The sequence below is a fragment of the Polynucleobacter sp. UB-Siik-W21 genome, from assembly GCF_018687415.1.
Taxonomy (GTDB): domain Bacteria; phylum Pseudomonadota; class Gammaproteobacteria; order Burkholderiales; family Burkholderiaceae; genus Polynucleobacter.
On sequence record NZ_CP061289.1, the window covers coordinates 1779136 to 1795756 of the forward strand.

Here is a 16621-nt window from a genome sequence, read left to right on the forward strand (position 1 = left end):
CCATGGGTTACTTACAGGGCGACAAGCCAATCTCCATTACTAAGCTCTTGGCAATGCATGCCGAGCAAGAAAAAATCACGATGCTGACTGCATATGATTCGACGATGTCTGCATTGTTGAATCGCTGCGGGGTTGAAGTCATCTTGATTGGCGACTCTTTGGGTAATGTGATTCAAGGTCACTCTAGCACTACACCCGTCACTGTTGAGCAAATGGCTTATCACACTGAGTGTGTGGCGCGTGCCAATACCCATGCATTTTTAATTGCTGATTTACCATTTGCTAGCTATGGCGATCCAGTGCAGGCTTTAGATGCTGCAGCAGATCTCATGCGCGCCGGTGCTGATATGGTCAAGCTGGAAGGCGGAGATTGGCAAGTAGAGATCATTCAATACCTAGTTGAGCGTAGCGTTCCTGTTTGCGCCCACCTCGGATTACTGCCTCAATCGGTTCATGTCTTGGGCGGCTATAAGGTGCAAGGCAAATCAAAAGATGCCGCAACCCTCATGTTGGAACAAGCCATTGCGTGCCAAGAAGCCGGTGCTCAAATGGTAGTACTAGAAGCCATTCCTTCATCACTGGGCGAAAAGATTACAGCCGAACTACATATCCCGACGATTGGCATTGGTGCCGGTCTTGATTGCTCAGGTCAAGTATTGGTATTGCAAGATATGCTGGGCATCAGCCCAGGCAAGCCTCCTAAGTTCGTGAAGAACTTTATGGAAGGCCAGCATTCGATTGAAGCCGCTATTAAAGCCTATGTACGGGAAGTGAAGTCCGGAAAATTTCCCGGACCCGAGCATAGCTTTGCTGGCTAATTAACTAAAGAAACTCTTTACACCGTCAAACCAGCCTTTTTGCTGCGGGCTATGCTTATCCCCGGCAGATTTTAGACTGTCGTCAAACTGTTGCAGTAATTTCTTTTGCTCATCAGTCAACTTCACTGGCGTCTCTACCAAGACATGCACGAACAGATCGCCAACCAGTGCTGAACGCAGCCCTTTTATACCTTTGTTCCGTAAACGGAATGTTTTACCGGTCTGCGTACCTTCAGGAATCGGAAATTCGACGCGACCTGATAAGGTTGGCACTTCAATCTCGCCACCAATAGTTGCTATCGCAAAAGAGATTGGCATCTGCACATGCAAGTCGCTACCGTCACGTTCAAATACTGGATGTGGCTTCACTCGCACTTCTACATAGAGATCTCCAGAAGGGCCACCATTAATACCGGGCTCCCCATTACCAACCGAACGAACACGCATGCCATCATCAATACCCGCAGGGATTTTGATTTCAAGTGTTTTTTGTTCTTTGTGTTTGCCTGTGCCATGACAAGTCTTGCAAGGCTTCGGAATATATTCGCCAGTGCCGCGACACTTTGGACAGGTTTGCTGCATCGAGAAGAAACCTTGCTGCACACGGACTTGACCATGACCATCACAGGTAGAACACTTCTCCGCTTTGGTGCCAGGCTCAGCACCAGTGCCGTGACATGGTTTGCAGTTACTCCAACTAGGCACCCGAATCTGGGTGGTATGCCCCTCAGCAGCTTGCTCAAGACTAATGTCCATGTTGTAGCGTAAGTCAGCACCTTTGTAGACCTGTGGACCAGACTGACGACCGCCACCTTGACCAAAGATATCTCCAAAAATATCTCCAAAAGCATCTGCGAAGCCACCCCCAGCAAAACCGCCACCCCCAAAACCTCCACCACCCATGGATGGATCTACACCAGCATGGCCGTACTGATCGTATGCAGCGCGCTTGTTGGGATCGGTCAGCGTTTCGTACGCTTCCTTTACTTCTTTAAATTGGGCTTCAGCCGTTTTACTATCGGGGTTGCGATCAGGGTGATACTTCATTGCCATTTTGCGATAGGCTTTTTTGAGCTCTTCATCGCTAGCACCTTTTGCTACACCAAGCACTTCATAAAAATCGCGTTTACTTTTAGGCACGGCCTATTCCTCTCTACAACCTGAATGACACAAGTCGGCACGAGGCCGACTTGTTATTTAAGCACTGCAAAACTACGTTAATGAGTATGTAATTGAATGTCTAGCATTCGCTTACTTCTTATCATGAACTTCTTTAAAGTCAGCATCAACAACATCTGCGTCTGGAGCAGCTTTAGCTTCGCCGCCAGGGGCTGCACCAGCTGCAGCGCCAGCCTTCGCTTGCTCAGCAGCCATGACTTTTTCGCCCAGTTTCTGACTTGCTTTACCCAACGCTTCGGTCTTGGCTTCAATCGCTTCTTTATCGCTGCCTTTGATCGCTTCATCCAACTCTTTCAGAGCTACTTCAATCGCTTCTTTTTCAGCAGCCTCTAAGCTAGCACCATGCTCTTCTAAAGCCTTCTTAGTAGAGTGAGCCAAGGCATCTGCAGTGTTACGAGCAGTGACTAGCTCTAATGCTTTTTTATCTTCAGCAGCATTGGCTTCTGCATCTTTCACCATGCGTTGAATTTCTTCTTCAGTCAAACCAGAGTTTGCCTTGATGGTGATCTTGTTCTCTTTACCAGTGGTTTTGTCTTTTGCAGTGACGTGCAAAATACCGTTAGCATCAATATCAAAAGTCACTTCAATTTGTGGCATACCGCGTTGCGCAGGCGCGATGCCTTCCAGGTTAAATTCACCAAGCAACTTATTAGCCGCAGCCATCTCACGCTCACCCTGGAAGCACTTAATCGTTACTGCAGGCTGATTATCTTCGGCAGTCGAGTAGACCTGTGAATGCTTGGTAGGAATCGTCGTGTTCTTTGGAATCATCTTAGTCATGACGCCGCCAAGAGTTTCGATGCCCAAGGACAATGGGGTAACGTCCAAGAGCAATACGTCTTTACGATCGCCAGACAATACGGAACCTTGAATTGCAGCACCTACTGCCACCGCTTCATCTGGATTAACGTCTTTGCGTGGCTCTTTGCCAAAGATTTCTTTTACTTTGTCTTGAACAGCAGGCATACGAGTTTGACCGCCGACTAAAATCACGTCGTCGATATCTGCTACGTTTACGCCAGCATCTTTAATGGCAGTTAAGCATGGGCCAGCTGTGCGCTTAATAAGCTCTTCAACCAAAGACTCTAACTTGGCACGAGTCAACTTTAAGTTCAAATGCTTAGGACCACTAGCATCAGCCGTCACATATGGCAAATTGATTTCCGTTTGCTGCGCAGATGACAATTCGATCTTGGCTTTTTCTGCAGCATCTTTCAAACGTTGCAATGCCAAAACATCTTTACTCAAATCCACGCCTTGTTCTTTCTTGAACTCAGCAATGATCCAATCAATGATGCGCTGGTCAAAGTCTTCACCACCCAAGAAGGTGTCACCGTTAGTAGAGAGCACTTCAAACTGCTTCTCACCATCCACGTTAGCAATCTCAATGATGGATACGTCGAATGTACCGCCACCCAAGTCATACACAGCGATCTTACGATCGACTTTGTCTTGTTTGTCTAAACCAAATGCCAATGCAGCAGCAGTTGGTTCATTGATGATGCGCTTTACATCCAAGCCAGCAATACGACCAGCGTCTTTAGTTGCCTGACGTTGGCTGTCGTTAAAGTAAGCAGGGACAGTAATGACCGCCTCGGTCACTTCTTCGCCGAGATAGTCTTCGGCAGTCTTTTTCATCTTGCGCAAGATTTCAGCAGAGACTTGCTGTGGTGCCATTTTCTTATCACGTGCTTCAACCCAAGCATCACCGTTATCAGCAGCAATAATTGAATAAGGCATCAAGCCGATGTCTTTTTGCACTTCAGGATCTGTAAATTTACGACCCATTAAACGCTTCACTGCGTAGATGGTGTTCTTAGGATTCGTTACTGATTGACGTTTAGCTGGCGCACCAACCAATACTTCGCCATCTTCAACATAGGCAATGATGGATGGAGTTGTGCGAGCGCCTTCTGCGTTCTCGACCACTTTAGGTGCATTGTTTTCAACGACTGAAACGCACGAATTCGTGGTTCCCAAGTCAATACCGATAATCTTTCCCATAATTGCTCCAAAAAATTAAGTTACTTTGTTGTACTTCTAGTCTGTTTTAGGCAACTCATCTGAACCGCCGCGAATATTCCAATACTCAATAAATGGGGTCTAAAAAAGCGAATTCAAGGGGTGAAATAGCAAAAAAGGCAGAAATCTGCCTTTTTTATCCCTTTTTTGAGGTTTTAGCCCTTATTGATGCGGCTTATTTCGGGGCGCTGACCGTCACTAAAGCAGGTCTGAGGACTCGATCGGCCACGGTATAGCCACGCTGGAGCACCGAAACTACGGTATTAGCTTCCTGCTCAGAAGGCACTGAAGCAATCGCTTGATGGTGGTGTGGATCAAATTTATCGCCCACCGCAGGATTGATTTCAGTCATGCGCCCCTTTTCAAAAGCGGATAAAAGCTGCTTTAAGGTAATTTCTAGGCCTTCTTTAAAAGCCTTCGCATCACCCGCATCCGTACTCAAGGCCGCATAGAGACTATCGGTCACCGGAACTAAGTGCTCAGCAAAACTCTCAATCGCAAATTTGTGAGCCTTGGCAACGTCCTCAACAGCACGGCGACGAATATTTTCACCTTCAGCCTTGGCACGCAAAAAGTTATCTTGCAAATCAGACACCTGCTGATGGAGTTCAGCAATTTCTTGCTCAGGCGTTTTGATAGCCGGAGTTTCTGCTGTAGCATCCGCCGCTGGCTCAGTTGCAGGATTGTCTTGCTCTGGTGAAGGATTTTGATTTTCTTGTGTCATAGACGCTATTTTACTTTTCTATCAAAGTGGCTAGTGCTTCTTCATATTGGGACAATTCGCTTTTTTTCAAGACTTAGATTTTTCGGCTAGCGTTGCTCTTTCGTTCCGCTTAGCTAATTCAGCTTCAGACTCAGCCCCCAAAGACCACCCTAGTAAGTGTTGATAGGCAATATCACGCAGCGCCTCGATCCACTTAGGGTTATTGTTTAAGCAGGGAATATAGCGATAGTCTTTGCCGCCATGCTCTAAGAAAGATTCTCTTGCTTCCATCGCAATCTCTTCTAAGGTCTCAAGACAATCTGCTGGAAAGCCGGGACAAAAAATATCTACTCGCTGGCAACCATCTTTAGCCAAGTTTTCGATCGTTAGTGCCGTATAAGGCTTTAACCATTCGGCTTTTCCGAAACGGGACTGAAAGGTAACGATGTATTGACCTGGCTCTAAACCCAAAGACTCCCCAAGCAATCGTCCGGTCTTCAAACATTCGCAGTGATAGGGATCGCCCTGCATTAAATTGCGCTTGGGCAGGCCATGAAATGACATCACAAAACGATCACCCTTTGCAAAATCAGGCCGTCCATCTTGATCCCAATGACTGAGAACTTGATCACGCAGTGCTGCAATGTACGCAGGGTTGTCGTGATAGTGCTTTACCAAACGCAGCTCCGGCTGATCACGCCAAGTACTCAGAACACGGAATACTTCATCAAAACTTGAGGCGGTAGTGGTAGCTGAATATTGTGGGTACAGGGGCAATAACAGTAAACGCTCCATCCCTTGAGCCTTCAGGCTCTCTAGGACCTCTTGGGCAGAAGGCTTGCCATAACGCATCGCCAAATCAACCAAAACAGTATGGCCCTCATTCGCAAACTTCTCCCCCAACTCTTTCGCTTGCAAGCGCGAGTAATGCATGAGTGGCGAACCTAATTGTGGCAACCAAATAGATGCATATTTTTTTGCAGAGGCACTACTGCGAATTGGCAAAATAATGCCATTCAAAATAAACCACCAAATAAAGCGTGGAATTTCTACGACGCGTGGATCCGAAAGAAATTCTTTCAAATACGATCTCACCGCTTTTGCTGTTGGCGCAGCTGGCGTACCCAAATTCAATAAGAGCACGGCTGTTTTAGAAGCGCGTAAGTGGGGATTTTGATTCAAAGTAATTTCTCTAGTAAATAATTTTCAGCATCAATGCATACTCAAGAGCTCAAGGCGCCTGATAATAACTTAGAGGTGATATCCACAATCGGAATCACTCGGTCATAAGCCATACGGGTTGGTCCAATGACGCCTAAGGTGCCCACGATCTGACCATCAACGCTATACGGAGCGCTGATGACCGCTAGGTCTTCATATGGCAAGAGATCGCTCTCGCCACCTATGAAAATCTGAATACCGTCGGCATGGCTCGATACATCTAGCAATTGCATCAAGACCGATTTTTGCTCCAACATATCAAACATCTTGCGTAATTTATCAAGGTTAGAACTTAAGTCTCCTACATTGAGTAAGCGACGCTCACCAGAGAGCACCATCTCACCGCGACTCATATCGTAATCCGCAACACCACTTTGCAAGGCCAAGGCCATCAAACCAGAAATATCGGCACGCAAAGTATCGAGGTCAGATTTCAAATGTTGGCGCACTTGCTCAAAACTTTTGCCAGCAAATTGTGCATTAATGTAATTTCCCGCCTCAATCAATTGACTTGGTTTGTAGTCTTGATTTGTTGGCAAGATACAATTTTGTACATCGCCCTCGGGAGTCACCATGATGAGCAAAATCTTGCCTTCACCCAAACGAAGAAATTCAATATGTTTAAAAACTTGGGCACGCTTAGGTGTCATCACCACACCAGCAAAATGGGTGAGATTAGACAGAATCTGGGCGGCTGAATTCAAAACCCTTTGTGGGGAGTCTGGCAAAAGCCCTTTTTCAACCTCACGGGCGGCGATCTCTTCGAGAGGACGAACCGTCACCATGGTGTCCACAAACAAGCGGTAACCCCGTGGTGTGGGTATTCGGCCGGCAGAGGTGTGAGGGCTAGTCACCAAGCCCATATCCTCTAGATCAGCCATGACATTGCGGATGGTGGCAGCAGAGAGGTCTAAACCCGAAAACCTTGAAAGCGTGCGCGAGCCAATAGGCTGACCCTCCTCGATATAGCGCTCGATGAGGGTTTTAAGTAAGGCGCGGGAACGTTCGTCCATGGTGGAAGGGATTTTATGCCTATGGTTTAATCGTTATATGTTAAGCCCATCCCCCAATTCCTCCAAGAAGGCATTTAGCCGGGTGGCACTCGTCGGCAAATTTCAAGCGGACGGCATTGAAGATCACCTGCGAGACCTGGCTAAATTGGTCTCAGGCTTGGGCTGTGAGGTCTTTATTGAGGCCGATACAGCCACTCACCTCGGTTTGAGTGACTATCCAACTAAAACCGCACAAGACTTTGCTGGGGCAATTGACCTAGTTGTGGTTTTGGGTGGTGATGGCACCATGCTGGGCATTGCTCGCCAATTAGCAGGCAGTCATGTTCCCCTCGTGGGAATCAATATGGGTCGCCTTGGCTACATGACTGATATCCCGATTCAGTCTGTACAAACTACTTTGCCCAAAATTATTGCGGGCGACTATGAAGCGGATACCAGAACTCTCCTGCATGCTGTTGTTCTGCGTGACGGCAAGAAAATCAACCAGGGCTTAGCGCTTAACGATGTTGTTGTGAATCGCTCCGGCATCTCTGGGATGGTAGAGCTTGCTGTTCATGTCAATGGCTCCTTCATGTACAACCAACGCTCTGATGGTTTGATTGTCTCTACCCCGACTGGTTCAACTGCCTACGCACTATCTGCTGGTGGCCCGATTTTGCATCCACATGTAGCAGGCATATTGCTCGTCCCAATTGCGCCACACTCACTTTCCAATCGACCCATTGTTTTGCCACAAGATAGTGTGACGGTGATTGAGGTAGTCAACGGACTTGAGGTGATCGTCAATTTTGATATGCAATCACAAACAAATTTGCAAAGTGGCGATAAGGTTGAGGTGCGCCAATCCGACAAAACAATCGATCTATTACACCCCAGCAATCACAGCGACTACAAAACTTTGCGTGAGAAATTGCACTGGAATGAATACCCATCGACTTTCTGATGTCGAGTTTATTGCTACGCTAATACATGCTTCAAACTATCTCCCTTCGTGACTTTGTCATTGTTGATCAGCTTGAACTCGACTTTGCTAGTGGCTTCACGGTGCTCACTGGTGAAACTGGGGCTGGTAAATCTATTTTGCTAGATGCCTTAAGTCTTGTCCTGGGTGAACGCGCAGATAGTAGTCAAATTCGTGAAGGTAGCAATCGTGCAGAGATTTCTGCCCTCTTTCGCATTGACGCAGAACTTATTCAATCCTTTGGTCAATGGTTAGATGCTCAAGGCTTCCCGCTTGAAGATAATGGTCAGAGTCTATTGCTCAAAAGAACTATTGAGAGCAACGGACGCAGTCGCGCTTTTATTAATGGAAGTGTTGCCACGCTAACTCAGTTGCGTGAAGCAGGCGATCAGTTGGTCGACATCCATGGGCAGCACGCGCATCAACTTCTTTTAAAGGGCGGCGCGCAACGTGAGCTCTTGGACCGTCATACTGGATTACTGCCACTAGCCACAGAAGTGGCACAAGCCTTTAAAACACTGAACGATTCTCGTCGTCGTTTAGAACAAGCAGAAAATGCTGGTCAGGATGTTGAGCGGGAACGTGAAAGACTGCAGTGGCAATTAGAAGAACTCAGCGAGCTTGCTCCACAAGAAGGTGAGTGGATCAACATTCAAAGCGAGCATGCTAGATTGGCTAATGGCGCCAAGCTAATTGGCGGCTGCCAAGAAGCTATAGATATATTGAGTGACGCGGACAACTCTCTAGCGTCTTCTCTATCTAAGGTCTGCGGCAATATCAGCGCCTTAGCCGAACATGACCAAGCCTTAAGTGGCATTAGCGAATCCTTAGAGAGTGCGCAAATTCAGCTAGATGAAGCGATTCATGGATTAAATCGCTATCTCCAAAAAATTGATTTAGATCCCGCTCGCCTTGAACAAGTCGAAGAACGTATGCAGGCCCTGCACAGTGCTTCAAAAAAATATCGCACTGAAGTAGAGGTATTACCAACACTGCTTTTGGAAACTACCGAACGCTTGGAGGCACTGACTGCCTCACAAAATATGGATGCCCTCCGAGAAAAAGTAAAGCAAGAAGAGGCTGCCTATCTCAAGCTGGCAAAGCAACTCTCCCAAAAACGCAGTAAGGCAGCTACAGACCTAGGTCAGTTAGTGACAGATGCTATGCAAAATTTATCGATGGCTGGCGGACGTTTGGAGATTGCCCTATCGCCACTTCAAGAAGGTGGCTCGCATGGTCTCGAGCAAATCGAGTTTTTGGTGGCAGGCCATGTAGGTAGTACTCCTCGCTCATTAGCCAAAGTGGCATCGGGTGGAGAACTGGCTCGTATTAGTCTGGCAATTAGCGTGATCACCAGCAAAGCTTCATTCACCCCTACCTTGATATTTGATGAGGTCGACGCTGGTATTGGGGGAGCTGTCGCAGAAACTGTTGGCAAACTTCTTCATCAGTTGGGTCAGTCCCACCAAATTCTGTGCGTTACCCATCTACCGCAGGTAGCCGCCCAAGGCAACCATCACCTTAAAGTCAGTAAATCTCAAAGTGGCGATAAGACTGTGTCACAAGTTCAACCGCTCGGAAGAACAGAACGAGTAGAGGAAGTTGCCAGAATGCTAGGTGGCGCAACCATTACCGATACCACCCGTCGCCACGCACGCGAACTGCTTGAGCAAGATTAAATTAATTTAAACGCTGGAAGGCGCTTTAAAAATTTCTTGCCACAGTTGTAAGACACAAACCCTGGCATTCAAGAGTTCAGGCTCGCTATCCAACAGAATACGAGTTTTTTCTGCACCGTCTAAACGTAAACGGTGTTGACGCGCTCTTAATAAACGATAAGCGTCACCAACCTGTTCAGCACTAACGCCCTCGATTAGGCCCACTTCACCAGCAATTCGCAGTAAAGCAATATTGCCAAGATTGCCTATCAGCTGGGGATATTGATTTGCATAGGCTAAGACTAAGAACTGCACCATAAACTCAATATCTACCATGCCGCCAGCATCGTGCTTTAAATCAAAATTCCCAGTTCCATTGGGATGCCCCTCATGCACCTTGCGACGCATAGCCAAAATCTCAGCACGCAAATGATCTACATTGCGCTTCTGACTCAAGACTTCTGAACGAACTGCATCAAACTCAATACCAACTGAAGCATTACCAGCAGCAAAGCGAGCACGAGTTAAAGCCTGATGCTCCCATACCCAGGCAGCGTTGTCACCTTCACGCATCTGATATTTTTTAAATGCTTCCGTATTGGTCACCAAAAAACCAGCTGACCCATTGGGACGAAGGCGAGTATCAATTTCAAATAAGCTTCCGGTCGCAGTAAAGGTCGTCAACCAATTAATCATACGTTTAGCTAAAAGCGCGTAAATTTCTTGGGCGGCATAATCGTTTTCACTCGACTGATATAAGAAGACCAAATCTAGATCAGAGGCATAGCCCAATTCTTTACCGCCCAACTTACCATATGCAATCACAGCAAAAGCGGGGGCTTTATCAGCGGGTAAGCCATACTTTTTCGCTACGGTAGGCCAAATGCGTTCAAGGGTAGCTTGCAAAATCAAATCCGCTAAAGCAGATAAATGATCGCTAACCTTTTCTACAGGAAGAGCGTGGTCCACCCCTACTCCCAAATCTGCTAGTAGGGTAATGAAGGTTTCAGTGTGATGGGTCACGCGCAAAATATCCATTGCCTGCTCTGAACCATCGCCATCAGCCATGACATCGTCTAAACGAATATTTAAATTCATCTTTACTTCATGCCAATAGTCTTCTGGATGCTCAATCAGCGACCTTTCAGTACGAGAGTTCAGCAAATAATCTAATAAGTGTGGATGCTGGGTGAGGTACTGCGCGCCCCACTGAGATGCTTGGAGCAAAGCCAAGATATTCAACAGCGCCTTTGGATATTCGGCCAGGATAGATAAATAAGCGCTACGTCTCACAATGGCTTCGAGTAAATCGAAGAAGCGCAATAAAGTTTGATCCGCAGTCGCTAACTTACTATCTTCAGCCATCAAAATTTCTGCAGCACTACGAATTAAGTTATCAAAAATCAAGCGACTTTTATCTGGTAGCTGCTTTACCTTGGGGCTTGCAATCCATGATTGCCAATGGAGCAAGGACTTAGGAAAACAGGCTGCATCCAACTCCCAGTCATGACTTAAGGGTGCGAGATCCAGACGATTTTCGTCATCCAATACAAATGCTTTTTCAAATAGACGTGCTACATTATTTTGATGACGCTCTAACTCCGTCAAAAAACTTGACTCGTCTGAGAAGCCCATAGCGTCAGCCAAACGAGCACGTACAAGCGCATCATCTGATAAATAATGGGTTTGCTGATCATCCCAAACCTGAATGCGATGCTCAAGGCGTCTCAGAAAAATATAGGCATCTTGTAACTCATCAATCTCTTGTGCTGGCAATATGCCGCGCTGCTTGATAAGCGTCAGCACTTGTAATGTGGGACGCGCTCTAAAACGAGGATCAGTACCACCCCGCATCAGTTGAAACATTTGCGCCAAAAACTCAATTTCCCGAATACCGCCGCGACCTAATTTAATGTCGTGTGATCGACCTTGATGTCCAGTAGATCGCTTCTCTGCCTCTTGCTGTATTTGTGCATGTAGATCTCGAATGGAGGCAATCACGCCATAGTCCAAATGCCGGCGATACACGAAGGGTCGAATCAGTTGCTCGAGGGCTTTTTCACAATGGGCAAAATCATGTGAGTCAGGCAAGGGCGCAATAAGCCTACCTTTAATCCAGGCGTAACGCTCCCACTCCCTGCCCTGTACTAGTAAATATTCTTCCAACATATCGAGACTACATACCAAAGAACCAGAGTCCCCATTAGGTCGTAAGCGCATATCGACACGAAATACAAAACCATTCGCGTCCACCTCTGATATGACCCTTATGAGGCTTCTCCCCAAACGGGTGAACCACTCGTGATGGGATAAGCTTTTGGGACCACCTTGCGTCTCGCCCTCATGCTCATACAAAAAGATCAGATCAATATCCGATGACAGGTTGAGCTCATACCCACCCAACTTACCCATACCCACCACCATCAAGGGCATTTCACTATTGGTTGAAAGACTCCAGGGCAGTCCAAAGCGATCTTGTAAATCTCTGCGCAGAAATGCAATGGAATCAGCAATCGCTAGTTGGGCAAAATGGCTGAGGCTATGCGTGACCTCATCTAAATCAGCCATGCTATTCAGATCACGAAAGGCCACCCATAGCATGAGGCGTTGACGAGCCAAGCGCAAATTGGCCATCCATCGCGCCTCATCATGCTCGCTACTCAGACTATCGACCTTACAGGTCTCAAGTAGACCTTGAATCCCGGGCAAATCAATTTTTTGGTGTCCATGGGCTTTTAGCCACTCAAGCCACTCGGGTTTGGCATGGATCCAACGCCGCGCGTAATTGGAGTGCTGCTCTAAAAACGCAGTTTGCCTAGAAATATCATCCATACCCCCATCTTAATACCGACCAAAATTCAAGCTCCCGGTGCTTGGCGGTCTGGCAGAGCCTGACGGATAATAGAGGCCATGCTGCAAAACATCATTCCGCCTCGACTCAAGAGCGTATTAACAAAACGTCCTCCAGGTTTAGGTGGCGAGTGGCGTAAGCGCGCCCTGATTCTGCTAGGTTTTGTGATGGCGCTTTTTCTACTCGGCCATCTTGGTGTGCGCTATGTGCTTTGGCCTCAAATTGAAAAATCCAAGGCATCAGTTGAAAAGCTCATTAGTAGTCGCGTCGGCGTTAATGTCTCGATTGATGATCTCCGAGTTTCTTGGACAGGCATCAGACCTTCCTTTGAGATGGATGGCCTGCGCTTCAGCAGCCCCGATCATTCAAAATCATTATTGATGATCGAAAAGATTTATGGTGAACTGAGCTGGAAATCTTTTTATCACTTAGCGCCCTATTTTCATGAAATTCATTTTGAAAGCGCCGAAATTTATGCACAAAGAAACTCCAAGGGTGCAATCACGATTGCTGGAATTTCGATTGATGGTGGCACCAGCGATTACTCTGCAGAGAATTGGTTATTTTCACAAGACGCTATTGAAGTTAGCAAAGTCAAACTCTTTTGGGATGATCAGCTCAACAAAAAATCACAAACCTCTATTGAAGTCTTAAACCTATCGCTTCAGAACGGTATTCGTAGACACGAGGGCTCTATCACCACAACTACCCCGTGGACCAAGGGGCCAACAGAAGTCAAAGTCGACTTCGTTCACCATCTAGGTGGGCAAGCAGGAAATTGGCGTAACTGGATCGGCACAATCACTTGGAATCTTGCTGACCTAAATCTGAAGCAGATATCTCAAGAGTTCAAACTCGGCCTCCACACCTTAGAAGGAGTGCTGAGCTCAAAAGGAAGTCTCAAGATTGATAACGCCCAACCTGATGGTGGGGAATTTTTTGTCGCGGTTGATGACCTAGTGGTGCAATCTTCAAAAAGCGAAGATGCTATTGCACTAGGAAGACTCGAAGCCAATCTTCTACAAGAAACCAATGATGGCTTAATCGCCATCTCGACCAAAACATTCACTTGGCGCGATATGGATAGCCCAAAATCTGCGCCCTTGGAAAACCTGAGTCCGATGACGTTTCGCTGGCGGCCTCCTGGTGCGGATGGGGAAATTAAAGAATTTGAATTTTCATCGCCAAAGATTTCAGTCGAAGATGTCGCATTATTTGCACTCAATTTACCGCTCTCTAAAAAAGTTCATCAATGGATTAAGACTTCTCAGGCTGAAGGAGATTTGGAAGACCTAAATATTCGTTGGTCAGAAAGCAAATCCCCTTTATCCGCTCTCAATATTCCTGGTGGCTGGTTTAAATCTAATAAATTAGACTTCACCGTGAGCGCCAAACTCATCAACCTCAGTTTTACTGGTATCAATAAATCGATACCTTCTGTTTCCAATTTATCCGGCTTTGTTACTGGCAACCAAAAAGAAGGGAGTTTTTCCTTAGATTCAAGTGATCTTGGTCTAGAGATTTATGACTTTCTGGAAGACCCCAAAATTCATTTGGAGCGCGCCAGCGGACAAATCAATTGGTCAAAGCAAAAAGGGCATTGGGTTGTTAATACCAAAAAGCTTACTTTGAGCAATTCAGAACTCACAACTAATCTGAGCCTGAACTATATCCTCGGCAATCCCAAAGAGGCTGACTTCATGACCATGAACATGGAGCTTGTCAAAGCCAATGCAAAAACTGCCTATCGCTATTTACCGCTTGGCATGGGTAAGGACGCTAGGGTATATCTCAGCAAAGCATTTGATGCAGGTGTCATTCAAAATGGGCAAGTGCATATCAAGGGGGATCCTAATCAAGTGCCCTTTCCTGATAAGCAAAAGGGTGAGTTCAGCTTGACGCTTCCGATTGCAGGCGCAGCGTTTAGCCCAGTTCCGCTATTACCAAACAATCAAGGAACTTGGTCTACCTTCACGAATGTGAATGGTAGTGTCGCGATGACAAACTCAAACCTAACTGTGGACATTGCAAAAGCCAATTACAAACAAATTGCCTTGAATGCATTTCATGCAGAAATTCCCAATGTCAGTGCAAAACAACTAACACTCTCAGTCACTGGTAAAGCAACCGGTGAAGCGCAACAGATGCTAGAGTATTTTTATGCTTCTCCTGTAGGCAAAAGACAAGCCAAAATGGAACAAAATCTCCGCGTCAGTAGTCCAGTAGATATAGATCTTGGCCTCAAGGTTCCACTCTCTAATTCTGCCGATACTAATGTTGATCTCAAATTAACACTACCAGGCAATAAAGCGGAATGGGCTGGTATTCCACCTTTTGAAAACCTCAAGGGCAGTATTCGTATCACCGAAATCAATCCTGAATTTGAAGATGTGTCAGCTAATTTCTTGGGTGGATCCATCAAAATTAGCAGCGCCGATCAAAATAGCAATAAGCAAAACTTCAAAATTGCTGGCGACATTCAAGCAAATTTTATAAAAGAATATTTTGCAAAATCTGCTCGTTCAGAGCTTAGCTCAATACTGAATGCCATGAATGGCTCAATTAAATATGACGGCGCTCTCAGCTTTAATAAACAAGGTAGTGACTCTAATATCCACTTTGATCTTCGGAACTGGTCCATGAATTTACCAGCGCCAACTAGGAAATTAGCGGGCACTTCCATGGCTGGTGATATCAACGTTAAAACTTTCTCCAATGACAAAACAAATCCTAATCGACTAAGCTGGTCTGGAAAGATTGGCGATCTCTATTCCATTCAAGGAGCACTGGGTCGTGATGACGAATTGCGTTACAGCCTGGGAATTGGCGCAGCGCCGAATCTACCTCAACAAGGGTTTAACTTAAATCTCGTTAGCAATGAACTCAATCTTGATGCCTGGCAAGATTTCTTGGGGAATAAGAAGGGGGCACGTAGTCAAGAAGCAGAAATGAGTTCAAGCTTTCAAGTCACAGCGCAAGTTAAAAAACTGACCTTATTTGAACGTCTCTGGCAGGATATGAATGTCCTTGCAAACAATAAGAAGAATGTTTGGGATATACGTCTTGGATCACAACAGGCTATTGGACAAATTCAGTACTATGAATCCGACAAGACTCATACTAGCGGCCTTGTTAGTGGGCGTTTTGCAAAGCTCAAAATCGCCGAGTCAATTCCACAGCCCCCTGCAAAAGCAAATGCTCCTGTCAAAAAGGCACTGAGTCCTGAATCCATTCCCAGCTTAGATATCAGTATCGATGACTTATCTTGGATGAAAGCCCAGCTTGGTCAAGTCAAAATCAAAACCAAAACAAGTGACAACACTCTAAAAGTTGATTCCATCCAGTCCAACAATCCCCAGGGCTCAAGCACTATCAACGGTCAATGGAATGGCGGCACGAAAAATACCATGAATCACAGCGTTCTCAGTATCGATATGAACGTAAAAGATGCTGGCCAAATTATTGCGCATTGGACCCCTCAAAAATCGATTGAAGGTGGACAAGGAAAAGTTACTGCCAATATGGAATGGGATGGTTCACCCTTCAGCCCGAAATTCGAAACACTTTCTGGCAAGGTAGACATTAATCTTGAAAAGGGTCGATTGTTAGAGGTAAATACTAGCGGCGCCAAAATATTGGACGTACTTAGTCTGCAAAGTTTATTCCGCTTTGCTACGCTCGACCTGCAAGGTAGTCTTGGCAACATTGTGACCAAGGGCACACCCTTTAACTCGATTAACAGTAACTTCGACATCAGCAATGGTGTTGCACAAACTCAGCAATTCAATATGAATTTAGACCAAGCTCGTGTGGCGATGAGCGGTCAAATTAATATTCCAAAACAAACACAAGATCTGCGGATCACAATCTTCCCAACGATTGATGCCACAGCTGGCTCACTGGCTGCTTTTGCAATCAACCCCATTGTTGGCTTAGGCGCTCTCGTTGGGCAATATCTCCTCACGAGCCAGATCAACCGTAGCCTGCAATCAGATTACTTAGTCCAAGGATCTTGGGATGACCCTGAAGTCATCCCCTTAGATCAAAAGGGTCAACCCATTGACACCAAAACACTCAATTCCATTCGCAGCAAAGAATTGTTGAAAGAGCAGAGTAAACCGAACTCTAATGCAAACCCAAACTCCCCACCCCAAAATAATTTGGGCAATCCTTCTAAGTCCTCCAATTAGATTCT

At 46.2% G+C, this 16621-nt stretch carries 10 protein-coding genes; 4 read left to right on the top strand and 6 right to left on the bottom strand.

The window, feature by feature from the left end:
* The first annotated feature begins 2 nt into the window (after positions 1-2).
* Positions 3-818, top strand: coding sequence for a 3-methyl-2-oxobutanoate hydroxymethyltransferase (gene panB, locus C2756_RS09285; protein WP_215295749.1), 816 nt, complete (start codon positions 3-5; stop codon positions 816-818).
* Here the strand turns inward: panB and dnaJ are convergent, their stop codons facing one another.
* The 5 genes from dnaJ to hrcA all read right to left on the bottom strand — a co-directional run bounded on the left by dnaJ (position 819) and on the right by hrcA (position 6956).
* A complete protein-coding gene (gene dnaJ, locus C2756_RS09290; protein ID WP_215318849.1) occupies positions 819-1958 on the bottom strand; it encodes a molecular chaperone DnaJ in 1140 nt (379 codons plus the stop codon).
* A gap of 111 nt (positions 1959-2069) precedes the next feature.
* On the bottom strand, positions 2070-4001 hold the full coding sequence (gene dnaK, locus C2756_RS09295) for a molecular chaperone DnaK (protein WP_215318851.1): 1932 nt from the start codon (positions 3999-4001) through the stop codon (positions 2070-2072).
* Between the two features lie 193 nt (positions 4002-4194).
* Positions 4195-4743, bottom strand: coding sequence for a nucleotide exchange factor GrpE (gene grpE, locus C2756_RS09300; protein ID WP_215318853.1), 549 nt, complete (start codon positions 4741-4743; stop codon positions 4195-4197).
* A gap of 66 nt (positions 4744-4809) precedes the next feature.
* Positions 4810-5910, bottom strand: a complete 1101-nt coding sequence (hemH, locus tag C2756_RS09305; RefSeq protein ID WP_371817103.1) for a ferrochelatase — start codon at positions 5908-5910, stop codon at positions 4810-4812.
* 35 nt (positions 5911-5945) lie between these two features.
* On the bottom strand, positions 5946-6956 hold the full coding sequence (gene hrcA / locus C2756_RS09310) for a heat-inducible transcriptional repressor HrcA (protein ID WP_215318857.1): 1011 nt from the start codon (positions 6954-6956) through the stop codon (positions 5946-5948).
* A gap of 37 nt (positions 6957-6993) precedes the next feature.
* Here hrcA and C2756_RS09315 point away from each other — a divergent pair, with 37 nt between their 5' ends.
* Positions 6994-7899 carry an NAD kinase gene (locus C2756_RS09315; RefSeq protein ID WP_215295755.1) on the top strand — a complete coding sequence of 302 codons (906 nt, stop codon included), beginning with the start codon at positions 6994-6996 and terminating at the stop codon, positions 7897-7899.
* 26 nt (positions 7900-7925) lie between these two features.
* Positions 7926-9596, top strand: coding sequence for a DNA repair protein RecN (gene recN / locus C2756_RS09320; RefSeq protein WP_215318858.1), 1671 nt, complete (start codon positions 7926-7928; stop codon positions 9594-9596).
* A gap of 6 nt (positions 9597-9602) precedes the next feature.
* Here recN and glnE read toward each other — a convergent pair whose 3' ends face one another.
* On the bottom strand, positions 9603-12407 hold the full coding sequence (gene glnE / locus C2756_RS09325) for a bifunctional [glutamate--ammonia ligase]-adenylyl-L-tyrosine phosphorylase/[glutamate--ammonia-ligase] adenylyltransferase (protein ID WP_215318860.1): 2805 nt from the start codon (positions 12405-12407) through the stop codon (positions 9603-9605).
* Between the two features lie 78 nt (positions 12408-12485).
* On the opposite strand from glnE, the gene C2756_RS09330 reads away from it, so the two are divergent.
* On the top strand, positions 12486-16616 hold the full coding sequence (locus C2756_RS09330) for a YhdP family protein (protein WP_215318869.1): 4131 nt from the start codon (positions 12486-12488) through the stop codon (positions 16614-16616).
* The last annotated feature ends 5 nt before the right edge of the window (positions 16617-16621 follow it).

Bases quoted from the DNA above. Each gene is read 5' to 3' on its own strand.
- panB (WP_215295749.1), top strand. From the start codon at position 3: ATGGGTTACTTACAGGGCGACAAGCCAATCTCCATTACTAAGCTCTTG.
- hrcA (WP_215318857.1), bottom strand. From the start codon at position 6,956: ATGGACGAACGTTCCCGCGCCTTACTTAAAACCCTCATCGAGCGCTAT.
- C2756_RS09315 (WP_215295755.1), top strand. From the start codon at position 6,994: ATGTTAAGCCCATCCCCCAATTCCTCCAAGAAGGCATTTAGCCGGGTG.
- recN (WP_215318858.1), top strand. From the start codon at position 7,926: ATGCTTCAAACTATCTCCCTTCGTGACTTTGTCATTGTTGATCAGCTT.
- C2756_RS09330 (WP_215318869.1), top strand. From the start codon at position 12,486: ATGCTGCAAAACATCATTCCGCCTCGACTCAAGAGCGTATTAACAAAA.
- glnE (WP_215318860.1), bottom strand. From the start codon at position 12,407: ATGGATGATATTTCTAGGCAAACTGCGTTTTTAGAGCAGCACTCCAAT.
- grpE (WP_215318853.1), bottom strand. From the start codon at position 4,743: ATGACACAAGAAAATCAAAATCCTTCACCAGAGCAAGACAATCCTGCA.
- dnaK (WP_215318851.1), bottom strand. From the start codon at position 4,001: ATGGGAAAGATTATCGGTATTGACTTGGGAACCACGAATTCGTGCGTT.